The sequence below is a fragment of the Clostridium sp. UBA5988 genome (assembly GCF_002435615.1).
Taxonomy (GTDB): domain Bacteria; phylum Bacillota; class Clostridia; order Clostridiales; family Clostridiaceae; genus Clostridium_J; species Clostridium_J sulfidigenes.
In genome coordinates this window covers 1-13,391 of record NZ_DJBA01000005.1, presented here as the reverse complement: position 1 = coordinate 13,391, position 13,391 = coordinate 1, and the positions used below count along the sequence as shown (strand labels likewise).

Genomic DNA, 13,391 nt, shown 5'->3' with positions numbered 1-13,391 from the left:
ATCGCAATCAAGCCAACTCATAGTACGAAGCAAAGGGATGGACGAATACTTCCTTGGATAACGGAATATTTAGTATTACTTTTGATGTAAATGAAAAGTGGTAAAGGATAAAATTTCCCTACCACTATTTTTCTGACTAATTTTAATGTAAAACGTACATAATAGGAAGAAAAACCTTGAAAGTTAAAGATAATTGGATGATATAAGGTATGATGTTAGTAGTGCATAGCTGATAATAAAATATTATAATATGATAAAATAATAGGTAAATATGACTATTTCTCTATATAAATATTTACATAGGGAAATAGGTTTATAGAAAAATATTTATATAGTTAACTAGGGATATATTTAACTATAAAACTATATAACTAGTTAACTAGTTGTTCTGTTCATGCGGGTTTGAGGGCTTTTGTTAATTTTATGGATATAATAAATAGGCAGGGTTATAGTTAAAAATTAAATGGTTATAAAGGTTATGATAGACAAAAGAAAAAATACAAATATTATAGTGTTATGATAAGGGTGATTATGATGGTTTATTTAAGTGTTTTTACATTTCCAAATGATGATATAGAATTTGATTTTTTACTAGAGGAAAAAAGAACGTGCTACGACTCCTTTTATCCATTTAAGATATTATCAAAACATAGTTTTGAAAGAATTGATTTTGAACCAGTTACGATTTTATATGGTGGAAATGGTTCGGGAAAATCAACGGCATTAAATGTGATAGCAGAAAAAACAGGGATCAATCGAGATTCTATCTATAATAAATCTAATTTCTATCCTGACTATATCAATATGTGTGAGATGCATCTTGAAGATGACATACCTAAAAATAGCAGAATCATAACAAGTGATGATGTATTTGATTATATGTTGAATATCAGAAACCTCAACGAAGGAATTGACCAAAAACGGGAAAAACTTTTTGAAGAATACTTAGATGCAAAATATTCTAATTTTCAAATGAAATCAATAGAAGATTATGAGCAGCTAAAAAAAGTGAATACTGCAAGAAGTATAACTCAGTCAAAGTTTGTGAGAAATGAAGTTATGGATAATGTAAGGGAGTATTCAAATGGGGAAAGTGCATTTCGATATTTTATTGAAAAAATTGGTGAAAATGGGCTATATATATTGGATGAGCCTGAAAACAGCCTTTCTCCAAAACGTCAGATGGAATTAATGAAATTTATCGAGGACTCTGCACGGTTTTTAGGATGTCAATTTATCATATCAACACATTCCCCTTTTTTACTTGCTATGGGTAGAGCAAAAATATATGATCTTGATGAAAATCCAGTTGATGTGAAAAAGTGGACAGAATTAGAAAATGTGCGTACATATTATGAATTTTTTAAAAGATATGAAAAGGAGTTTTGATGATATTGAGAGTAGATAGATGATAAGTATTCTATATCCAATTTAATAAAGGTAAAGATTTCATAGTAAAAATCAGGTTGATTACGAAAAGTTATGATAAGTAGAAGAATTAAAAGTTAGTGACGCCTAAAAACGAATAGGAATTGATTTTCAGTTTTAAAATAATATAATAAAAAATATCCCACAATAAAAAGTGGGATAAATTCTATCAGAAAATCATATTTGGTTTTATGTCAATTAGATAAAATAAGTATATCTCTTGCTTTATTTATGATATTTTCCTGTACACTCTACAATCTCAATCTCAATCACTGCAGTACCCTTAATCATTTTATCAGGAAGCTCTTTTCCAGCAAATTGAGGAGTATACTTTTCTACCAGCTTATTTAGTACTTCATGTTTATAATCCAAGTCTTTAAGTAGCGAAGCGGTTCCAATAATCACAACACTATTGTACTCTGCCTCAGTGTCACAAGCATTCTCGATATTGTCAGTCAATAGACCAAATAATTCATCAACCTCAAAGCATATTTTGGGGTTTCGATTTATATTGTCGATTTTTTGTCCCTTTGGTAGGCCATGCATATAAATTTTGTTATTGTAATAAACAAAGTGCATAGCAACCACATATGGATAACCATTCTCATTGATAGTAGCGAATCGTCCGGTATCTGCCCGATGAAGTAGCTCATCAATTTGCTCCAACGTTAATTGGAACTTTTTCATTCTATATTGCATAACTTAATTATCCCCCTAATCATATAAATTTGATTTCTATTCAAGATATATATGTGCTTGATATAGAATTAAACATATTATAGCATGTAAGTGAACCTATTAAAAGATACACTTACATGCTATAATATAGGATACACTTTGATATAAGAGTGGTTATAATTATATGTTGAGAATGTATAGATATGTGTCTAATGGGCGCTATTGATTCAAGGGACCCAGCCCTCGTTTCAGAAACATGCATTAAATGTTGCGTATGCCTAAAATGCTGTTCATAGCAGACAAAATATTTTGATGATCGAGGGTATGTTTATCATATGCATGAGATAGAAGAACAATACGGAGCTACGCGTAAGGAGCCGGAGCTTTTCTCAATTAATTTGTAGTGTAATAGTCCCCAAATAGTATATTATAAATACAATCATCTCTCTAGGATTCGACTATCTCAGCAGGTCAGTCATAGAGAGGGGATTGTTTTATTTTACATAGAAATTCTTATTTGAAATCAAGCTCTCATATTTTAAAATGGTACAAAATTCTAAAAGTAGGGGATTTTTATAAGTATATAGATAGGGGTTACAATGTAGCACAGATTGTTAGCGAGATTAATAGGTGAGCTGTATTGATTAGAAATACAGAAAAGGTAAATAAAGAAAGACTCATAGCAGAGCAAAGAAGAAAAGAAAATAATACAAGAGAAAAGAATAAAATCAGAAGAAATTGCAAAAACTAGGTCAATTGCAGAGGTAAGGCAAGAGTTGAGGCTATGCAAAATGGGGTCAAAAATGAAATGGTTGCAGAAAATGCAACAGCTGAAATATAAGAAGAAATTTAAAACACCCCACAAATAGCTATTGAGTTTATAGTAGAGGATGACAAGTAGAAGTTGATTGAATTAAGTAATTTTCTGAAAGCAAACAACTACAAATATAGATTTGTCGCTCAAAGAAAGATTCAATTTCTGAATATTAGACGACTCAACTAAAATTAATAAATAAAGAAAAATAAATCGGAGTAATTATAGATAAAATGTACGGCTGTACCTCCAGACGATGGGGAAAAATAAGAATATCTTTTAACATTATTATTGCATACTCACCTTTCTCGTCAGATGCTAAATATGATGGATTATTTAAAAATAACTTACCATATGTTATAATTTTGAATATAGATAAAGCGTTAAGGAGGTGGCGGCTTGGCACAGCAATATACCAGAAAAATGATTCATGAGGTATTCATAAAGATGCTGAATGAGCGTCCACTTAGCAAAATCACAGTTAAGGATATTGCTACAGCATGTGAGATCAACAGAAATACTTTTTATTATTACTATACAGATGTATATGCACTTCTGTCAGAGATCTTCCAAACAGAACTTCAGACAGTCATTGATGAATATAATGATACACTTTCCTGGGAGGAGAGTTTTATTGTGGCTGCAAAATTTGCTTTAGAAAACAAAATAGCCATTTATCATGTATATAATTCCATGCAGAGGGAAGAATTAGTGAACTATATATACAATGTATCAGGAAATGTCATGATTCGGTATGTTGAAAGAGTAAGAGATGGTATCTCAGCCTCTTCAGGAGATAAAAAACTGATTGCCTCCTTTTATCAATGTGCCCTCACTGAAATGGTACTACGCTGGATTGCTAACGGAATGAAGGAGGCCCCTGATACTATCGTCAAACGAATCGGATATCTCTTCGATGGAAACATTGAGTTATCCCTTAAGCGAAGTGCTGGTTTAAATGATGTCTAGTAAAAGGCAATAGAAGATTCCTTTTTATCAGACATTTTAGCCTCAATGCCTAAAAATTAAGCAAATAAACTACGGTGTTCGAATTCCGAACACCGTAGTTTGTTTATCTAATGAAAAAGACACAAAAAAACTATATTATAGATTTATAGAAATCTTACAGATAATAAGTATCCACAAAATTAGGGGAGAACTTATTAATACTAGTAGAGTGAATATAGAAGAACTCTAAATATAATAGTAGGATTTAGAAAACTATTAAAAAATTAAGAAAGAGGGAGAGAATAATGAAATTAAAAACACATGATGATAGACTTACCCTTACAAATGGAAGTTATCATGCTTTAGTAAATGCAAGAAAACCTAAAGGAATTGAAGATAAAAAAGCTTATTTAATTGGTACTGGAATTGGTGCTTTGGCTGCTGGTTGTTTTTTAATTCGTGATGCTCACATGGATGGTAGTAAGATTACCTTCTTAGAACAATTAGATATTCCTGGTGGATCTTTGGACGGAAATGTTCGTCAAAATATGGATTATGTAGCACGTGGCGGACGTGAAATGGGTCATCATTTTGAGGTTTTATGGAGTTTATTTAGTTCATTACCATCTACAGAAGATCCTAATATGACTGTTTTAGATCATTTTTATTATACAAACTACGATGATCCAAACTTTAGTAATTGCCGTATTACTAAAAATCAAGGTGTGCGCTATGACAATGGAAAATTTAATTTGGGCCAAGATTTAGCAAAAGAATTAGCTGCTTTTGTAAATATGCCAGATGAAGAACTTGAAGATAAAACTATGGAAGATGTTTTTTCTGAAGAGCTTCTAAACACTGATTTCTGGACATATTGGAGAACAATGTTTGCTTTTGAAAACTGGCATAGTGCTTTAGAGATGAAATTATATATGAATCGTTTCATTCACCATGTTGATGGATTGACAGATCTTTCATCCCTACAATTTTCAAGACATGATCAATACACTTCATTTGTAAAACCTATGATTAAATATTTAGAGGACCATGGTGCTAAATTTGAATATGGAGTTACTGTTGATAACGTTGAATTCTCAATTTCAGATGATAAAAAGGTTGCAAAGAAAATAGTTGCAACAGATAAAACTGGAAAAGATATCTCTATTGATTTAACAGAAAATGATTTAGTGTTTATTACTAATGGTTCTATGACTGAAAGTTCAGGATATGGTGATGACAATACTCCTGCACCATTTAATAAGGAGATAGAAGGATGCTGGAAGTTATGGAAAAATATAGCCGCTCAATCAGATGAATTTGGAAAGCCAGATAAATTCTGTACAGATACAGAAAAATCTAATTGGGAGTCTTGTACAGTAACTTGTCATGATGAACGTGTTCCTGAGTACATTGAAAAAATCACAAAGCGTTCACCATATGGCGGACGTACTGTAACAGGTGGAATAGTTACAGCTCTTGACTCTTCATGGTTGATGAGTTGGACAATAAATCGTCAAGAACAATATTATGGACAACCTAAAAAAGATGTTGTTGTTTGGGTATATGGTTTATTTTCTGATGTTCCAGGAGATTATATTAAAAAACCTATGAGAGATTGTACTGGTAAGGAAATCACAAAAGAATGGTTATATCATATAGGTGTTCCTACAGATAAAATTGAAGAATTATCAGAATCATGTAGTGCAGTTCCTGTTATGATGCCATATATCACATCTCAATTTATGCCTCGTGCAGCTGGAGATCGTCCATATGTTGTACCAAAGAATGGAGTAAACTTTGCTTTCCTTGGACAATTTGCTGAAACATTAGATGATCCAGGTCGTGATACTGTATTTACTATAGAATATTCAGGACGTACAGCAATGGAAGCAGTATATGTTTTAACTGGAATTGAAAAAGGAGTTCCTGAGGTATTTTCTTCAAGATATGATATCCGCTATTTATTAAATGCGGGTGTATGTTTATTAGATGGAGAAAAACCAAAACTTGATTTACCACCAATGGCTAAACGTAAAGTTTTAAAACAAGTAGCAGGAACAGACATTGAAAAATTATTAAAAGAATATGGAATTATTTAATGACATTTACAGTTAGATAATTTAATTGAAATCCCGAATTTAAAAAAATCGGGATTTTAATTTATATATAGTTATTATTCATATTGATGCTTGGTATATTAATAATATAATAGAACATCATACGAAGGAGGAAACTTCTGTGAAAGAAAAAACAGATCTCAGACAAGCTTATATTCCTACTATAGGGGAAATGCAAAGTTGGTATGAAGATGATTTACGCAAAGAAGCCTTAAAATCATCAGAATACAAGAATAATAAAAAAATAGAAGAACAGGGGGCGTTTTTTAAAGCTTTTCGAAAGTTTGAAGAAAGGGATGAAAAGATTCCTCCTGATTCTAAAAAAAATACTGTTTATTACGAAAAATATAAAGCTTATGTGGAAGAAGAAACAGTGAACAAGGGTAAAAAGATACAAGAAATTGAAAATTCAATTGAATATGAAAAGTTTTTTCTTCGTTGGGAAAGGAGAGTCAATAGCGAGAGTAATAATTACAGTCATTATGGCAGTAATTCAGCTACAAGATATCGGGTTGATTGCATAAAAAAATTAGAAAAAGAGTTAGAGACAATTATAGAAAACTCTCCGGAAGCATGGGAATTTTATTATAAACGTCAATTGATAATCGATATAGAAACCCAACATCAGCAACGTTTGGTAACTGTACCTTATGTAGTTAAAGCAAAACAAAAAGTAATAGATTCGTTGAATTTAGATGTTCCTGTATATATTGTAGGACATTTAGGAAGTGGAAAAACACAATTAGCAACTGAAGCAGCCCTAGACTTTACTATTCAGAATAGAATACAAAGAGAATTAGAAGATAAAATGGAAGATTGGTTTTCTATGAATCCAAATGCCGCAGAAAAAGATGCTATTCAAAAATTTGGAGAATTTAATGAAGAAAGAAAACTTCACTATAAAAATATTTTAACTAATGGAAGTAAAGAGAAAATAGAATCTTTACAGCCGCTGTTTATATCTGGCTCCCACAATTTAACTTATGAAGATATGTTTGTAGAGAAAACTTTGTCTCTCAAACACAGTTTCTCTAAAGGATCTTTTGTGGATTATCTGAACATGATTATAAGAGATTTTTATGAGTGGATGGATGAGCACAGAACTAGACTAGAGAAGATGACTGATGAAGAACAGTTGCAGCTTAAGATTCAAATATGGAAAAGTTTTTCTGATTTATTGGTAGCAAGCAATAGTGCTTTTGGTACTGAAATCAAAAAAATAGAAAGAGAAATTTTGATTGCAGTAAAAGAAGGACGCCCTGTAATCGTAGACGAATTAAATACAATTGCCATGCAAAACTTAATTGCTTTAAATGACATTTTGCAACGCCATGCTGGAGATACAGCTTATATAACAGGAGTTGGTCCTGTTCTGATTAAGCCTGGATTTGGATTTATTGGTACAGGAAACCTGTCAAGTCAAATGGTTAATTATGAAGGAACTAATGAGTTAAATCCAGCATTTAAATCACGTTTCGTAACCATTGAATATAACTATGTACCTCAAAAGACAATTGGTTCGCTAAAAGATCAAGAGTTCCCAGAAAGAAATGAACTTTTTAGAATAATAATAGCACGATTAGCTGATAAAAATGGAAATATTAATCTTCCTAATTCTAAAAGGACATTAGAAGAATTATTTAGATTTTCTCAATTGTGCAGGGTTACTCAAAATGTTTTTATGGGTAAATGGAAAGATGACGAAGCCCAAAAAGATTTTGGAGTGGATGAACTAGAGCTGAGGGAATCTGTATTATCAATTCGTAATATTTTGCATGTTTTAGATAATTGGAATGGAGGGGAAGAAAAAGACTTAAGTAAAGCCTTGTGGGATGGCTTTATTAGTTCAATTACTTATCCTGACGACCAAAACTATATTCTCTCACAAGCAGTGCGTTTTGGATTTTTTCCTATAGGTGAAGGATGGAATATTGAGACAAAAGGCATAGGAGAAGCAACCACAACATATGATGAAATTCGTACCCGTCCATATCACTATGTTCGCCCATTAACAGAAACTTTAAGCTATTTAGATGTAGTTCATCTGATATTTGGGAAAGGAACTCAAAGAAACACTTTGCCAAAAGGACTAAAAGAAACTTTTGAAGCTGCTATTGATGATTCATTGCGAATTGATGCCACAGAGTATCAAAAACTAGACCAACAATTATCTCATTTAGAGCATTCAAAAGATCTACTTGAATACTTAGAAGATAATGGAGAAGAAAAATGAAAATAAATTTGTCAGTAGATGGAAAGGGTTTTAAGAGTCAAGTTAAGGATCTAAGAGAAAAGTTGAATGAATGTCAAAGAAATGGAATTTTAGATGATGGTTTCAAAGAGCAATTAGACAAACTTTCACAAATAGAAAAAGAGTTATTGACTGATTTAATTCCCTATTACCGAGTTTATGCAAATGATATCCAAAAGACTTCAATGCAAATAAATCCGATAAAACAATGGGGAGGTTTTAGTTTTGATAGTTTTTTACAAACTACATTGAGGATTAATAAAAATCTTTTTATTACAAGTAGTATAGATAGAAAAGTTCAGTTTTTTTATATAGACATTTTAGATGATTTTTCTGATTATAATCAAATTGAAGGAGAGTGGGGTCCTCCTATAAAAGAAATAAAAGAGACAATTTCTTTTATATATAAATTAAATGACAAAGAAATCTTGCTTTTGGGAGTCAGAGGGGGATGCTATCTACTTTCAAGCGATAATTTTGATAGGCTACCTAATGTTAATGGGGAGGTTAAAGTTAAAAGGGTTCAAATAAATCATGATTTTGATGGATTTGGAAGATGTTTAGCAATTAGAGATGGTTTATTTGTAATGGAAAATGGAGATGAAAAGTTAAATTTATTTGAAATAATAAAAGAAAATGATGAATATTGTTTGTTTTTCTATAAAGATATATATTGCACTATTCCAAATTGGACTGTACTAGAAAAAATAAATGACGATTATTTTGTAGTTGGAACAAAGATGGGAAAATTATATTTTATAAAATATGGAAACGGTCAATTTACTATTACAGAAAAAATTGATTTTCTAAATAATGAAATAAGACAAATTAGATACTTAGAGGATGAAGGTGGTAACAAGGATTCCATTATAGTGGTAGGTAATAAAGGTCAGCTTAAGATATTTTCTTTATATGAAAATTCAGAAACTATGAAAATAGAATTGAATGATTTAAAAGGCAATTTGTTTGACATTCAATCTAAAAAAGGCACAGCTATAGTTTTAAGTGAAGATGGAATTATATACTTACTTGAAGAGAATTTTGAAAATTGGCATCTAAATGAAGAAGCAACGATCAAAGATATATTTTTTACAAATGTCTTTAAATTAGATATTTCAAAATATTTGCTTATGGATATAGAAGGTAAATTAAATCTTTTACACATTGATCGAATTGATACACCAAAAGACTTGTGGAATCTGCCACTGTATTAATAGGAGGGGATGAGTATGTTTGACTTTGATGAACAGACTCTAATTGAAGAATCTAAAAAACATTGCGAAGAATTTCTACAAAAAGAACAACGCTCATTAGCCACATTTACAGGAGATTCTAGTTTGATGTATATTCCTGATTCAAAACTACAAAGATTTATATTAAATTCTTCTAAAGGGGCTTTATACTTACCGCTGGAAAGTTTTCTAGATAGAAAATTAGATGACAATCAAATTATGTGGCATATCTATTATGAGCTAGCCTTATATCCTGATTGGAAAAAGCATATTAAAAAATATCTGAATAGAAAAAAAGATTGGCAGAAAGAAATTGATCATATGACAAGCTATATTATGACTAGGATAAAAAAAGAAGGACTAGAAAATGACCCTGCATATCAACCTAAAATTATTTCTAATTATGTGAGAAAAGAAATTTTTGCTTTGTTACATCTATTAGATAAGCAGACATCATTTCTAAGAGTTTTGCAGATGTGTCCTATATATAGGGATGAAGAAAACTTTAAAAAAATTGTTTCATATATGAAAAAAACAGGTAAGACTATTGAGTCAATTCCTCAAATGCCTAGACATATAGCTTTCGCAAATAGCTTTTTTATTATTGAATTATATAAAATAGAGCCTAAAATTGAAGAATGCGTTGAAAATCCATTTGACAGAAAAATTTTTAATCAGCCTTTTTTTGATTTTATCCATTATCAATTAATTAGACAGATAAATAATAACCAAGGAATTATAGAGAGAGATCCATTCATTCGTTCTTTCATCTATCCAACTTTTGAACAATTATGGAAACAAGAAATTGATGAAATGATGTTTTATAAATCAAAAGGACAGAAAGAAGAACAGGTTAAAGGAAATGAAAATCCTTTTGAACAGTCAAAGGCAGATGAGATGCCAGATTCACTAGAATCTACTCAAGAGGAAGTGGAAAAGATTTTAGAAGAAATGATGGATCAACAAGACCAAATAAGTACGAGTATACAAAATGCCATGCAAGGAAAGGTAGATTTAGAGACCTATGGGATTAGCCAATCAGATCAACAATTGTTTGAATTTTATTCAAATAAAATGAAGTTGGAAAGAGAACAAATGCGTCAATTTTGGAAAAAGTTAATAGGGGATGCAAAAAAAGAAGTAAGTGTAAAGAAAGATGGTCAAATAAAGGGAAAGCTAGATGTGGATAGTTTTATTAATTTTCATCCAGATTTTGTAGAAGCCGAAAAAAAGGGAAATTATAAAAATCTTACGATTTTCAATAGATACTTATTAGAGACTCAAGCAGATATATTACCTGAAAGAATAGAGATTTCTTTTGTGATAGATAACTCAGGATCAATGAACCCGTCAAAAATTGAGGTGGCTAGAAAAGCTTTGGCAGTGACCTTGCTATCAATAGATGATTTTAATAGATATTTGAAAAGTAATGAAGAGCGGTTGAATCAAAAAGTAGAAGTTTTAAGTGAAACTTGGTTTTTTGGCAGTAAGTATTATAATGTTAAAGAATTTAACGATAAAAATGTGAAAGAAAAAGAGAAAAGTGATATAATTCGATCAATCGTAAAGTTAAATGCAACAGATGGAGCAACAGATGATGCAAGCTGCCTTGGGGAAATATCTAATAGAATTACGTCCATACAGGAAAGTGAACTTAAAAAAGGAAAACAAATAAAGATAGTCTTTGAAGTTACAGATGGTGCATCAAGTTTCCCAGGATCATCAAAAGAAATTGTACAAGAATTATTATCTAAAAATGTTGAAGTCTATGCATTTCAAATAGGAAAAAGTAGTGAAACAAATGAGAAAATCTTTAACTTCGTATGGAATGAAGGATACAAACAACCACACGGAGTAATGATTGGTGAACAAGTAGAAAAATTACCAAAAGAACTTCTAAAAGCAGTAAGAAAAAATATGCAGTCTATTTTTAATAATTAGTTGATTAAGCGTAAAATCCAACCCGCATGTTAATCCATAAGTTAGTTAAGCCAAGAATGTACCATAAGTATCCACCTTTATTTATATTAATATATTTTAATTTCAAATTACAGGATAAGACTTATATTGAAACTGCTGAGAGGCTAAGTAAATGTAACTAAACAATAAACCTCTACCTTTTATAAAAAAGAATTGACTTAGGTTAAATAAAGTTTTGATTTCACGGCTCATAGACTTTGTCTGTGAGCTTTTTACTTATCCAAAAATAAAGAGAAAAAGCAATTAAACATTTATTTGATAAAATATGATTAAAATGCTTTAGATAAATTATATTGACATAATAATAAACCAATGCTATTCTTATAAAGAATTTAATAATATAATATAGTATCTTATCAAGAGAGGCAGAGGGACTGGCCCTATGAAGCCCGGCAACCAAAGGTAGTTATTTTAAACTTTATGGTGCTAAATCCAGCAGGATTAACCTGGAAGATAAGAATTGGAAGAGCATAACTTCTTGCATTATCTTTTAGGTAAGGCAAGAAGTTTTTTTATTTGCGGATGCCTAAGATCACTAAATCTTATACAAAAAAATTAAAAAATTAATTAACTAAGGAGGAAAAAATGAAAGATAACTTGAAAAAGGGCAGTGCTATTGCTTTGTTACCATTATTTATTTTTATAGCTGTTTTTATGGGGATTTCTTTAGTTACAAAGGATTTTTATGCTATGCCTGTAACTGTACCATTTTTATTAGCAGCATTGGTAGCATTATTTATGAATAGAAAAGTATCACTAGATAAAAAATTAGATGTCTTCTGCAAGGGAGCGGGAGAACCAAATATCATTTTAATGTGTCTAATATTTATATTAGCAGGGGCTTTTGCAGAGGTTGCAAAAACTATGGGGGCTGTAGAATCTACTGTTAATTTAGGACTAACATTTTTACCAAGTAACATACTAGTAGCTGGAGTTTTTATAATTGCATGTTTTATAGCAATATCTATAGGTACATCAATGGGAACAATAGTAGCATTAGTTCCTATAGCTACTGGAATTGCAGCTAAGACAGGTATACCTGTAGCTTTAGTGGTTGGAGCTGTTGTTGGAGGAGCAATGTTTGGGGACAACCTTTCTATGATTTCTGATACAACTATAGCAGCTACTAGGACTCAAGGCTGTGAGATGAGAGATAAATTTAGAATGAATTTTATAGTTGTATTGCCAGCAGCAATAATAACAACTTTAATATTTATTTTTACAACAATGGGGCAAGAATCTAAGGTAGTAGCGGATTATTCATATAGTTTAGTTAAAGTTTTACCTTATGTAGGAGTATTATTAGCGGCACTTTTAGGGGTTAATGTGTTATTGGTGCTAGTTGGTGGAATCTTATTTGCAGGAAGTATAGGAATATTTACGGGAGCCTTTGATATAATAGGTCTATTGCAGGCCATAGGTAAAGGAATTGGGGGAATGTCTGAGCTTGTAATAATTTCAATGATAATTGGTGGAATGGTTGAAATTATAAAATTCAATGGAGGAATTGAGTTTATACTAAGATTTATTACAAAAAGAGTTAACAGTAAAATAGGAGCTGAATTTGGAATTGCCACATTAGTTAGTTTAGTTGATATATGTACAGCTAACAACACTATAGCTATAGTTACTGTAGGACCTATAGCTAAAGATATATCCAATCAATATGATATTGAACCTAAAAGAGTAGCGGGTATATTAGATATGTTTTCTTGTATGTCCCAAGGAATTATTCCTTATGGTGCACAACTTTTATCAGCATCTGCATTAGCTAAATTGTCACCATTTATCATAATGAAATATCTTTATTATCCATACTTAATGGGGATAAGTGCCCTTATAGCAATTGTACTTGTACCTTATTTAAAACTAAAAATCAAAGAGAAGATATAAAAATATTCACCTGAAATCATATTTTATTATAAACCTGAATTATTCATAGA

The 13,391-nt window shown here is 30.9% G+C and carries 8 protein-coding genes and 1 riboswitch; of the genes, 7 read left to right on the top strand and 1 reads right to left on the bottom strand.

Going from position 1 to position 13,391, the window contains the following annotated elements; translation table 11 throughout:
- The first annotated feature begins 534 nt into the window (after positions 1-534).
- Positions 535-1,389, top strand: coding sequence for an AAA family ATPase (locus tag B3J31_RS00245; RefSeq protein ID WP_346867288.1), 855 nt, complete (start codon positions 535-537; stop codon positions 1,387-1,389).
- A gap of 264 nt (positions 1,390-1,653) precedes the next feature.
- Here the strand turns inward: B3J31_RS00245 and B3J31_RS00240 are convergent, their stop codons facing one another.
- Positions 1,654-2,127, bottom strand: coding sequence for a pyridoxamine 5'-phosphate oxidase family protein (locus B3J31_RS00240; protein WP_346867289.1), 474 nt, complete (start codon positions 2,125-2,127; stop codon positions 1,654-1,656).
- 1,192 nt (positions 2,128-3,319) lie between these two features.
- On the opposite strand from B3J31_RS00240, the gene B3J31_RS00235 reads away from it, so the two are divergent.
- From B3J31_RS00235 to B3J31_RS00210, 6 genes are all read left to right on the top strand, one after another.
- Complete coding sequence (locus tag B3J31_RS00235; protein ID WP_346867290.1) at positions 3,320-3,889, top strand: TetR/AcrR family transcriptional regulator C-terminal domain-containing protein; 570 nt, start codon at positions 3,320-3,322, stop codon at positions 3,887-3,889.
- A 284-nt stretch (positions 3,890-4,173) separates the two neighbouring features.
- Positions 4,174-5,967: an oleate hydratase gene (locus B3J31_RS00230; protein ID WP_346867291.1), complete on the top strand. Its 1,794-nt coding sequence runs from the start codon at positions 4,174-4,176 to the stop codon at positions 5,965-5,967.
- A gap of 139 nt (positions 5,968-6,106) precedes the next feature.
- Complete coding sequence (locus B3J31_RS00225) at positions 6,107-8,218, top strand: hypothetical protein (RefSeq protein ID WP_346867292.1); 2,112 nt, start codon at positions 6,107-6,109, stop codon at positions 8,216-8,218.
- Positions 8,215-9,450 (top strand): hypothetical protein, encoded by a 1,236-nt coding sequence (locus tag B3J31_RS00220; protein ID WP_346867293.1) that lies wholly within the window; start codon positions 8,215-8,217, stop codon positions 9,448-9,450. Before B3J31_RS00225 ends, B3J31_RS00220 begins: the two co-directional genes overlap by 4 nt.
- 15 nt (positions 9,451-9,465) lie before the next feature.
- Entirely contained in the window at positions 9,466-11,409 is a 1,944-nt protein-coding gene (locus tag B3J31_RS00215; RefSeq protein WP_346867294.1) for a vWA domain-containing protein, read from the top strand.
- A 389-nt stretch (positions 11,410-11,798) separates the two neighbouring features.
- Positions 11,799-11,908, top strand: a riboswitch (SAM riboswitch).
- Positions 11,909-12,033: 125 nt separating this feature from the next.
- Positions 12,034-13,341 (top strand): Na+/H+ antiporter NhaC family protein, encoded by a 1,308-nt coding sequence (locus B3J31_RS00210; RefSeq protein WP_346867295.1) that lies wholly within the window; start codon positions 12,034-12,036, stop codon positions 13,339-13,341.
- The last annotated feature ends 50 nt before the right edge of the window (positions 13,342-13,391 follow it).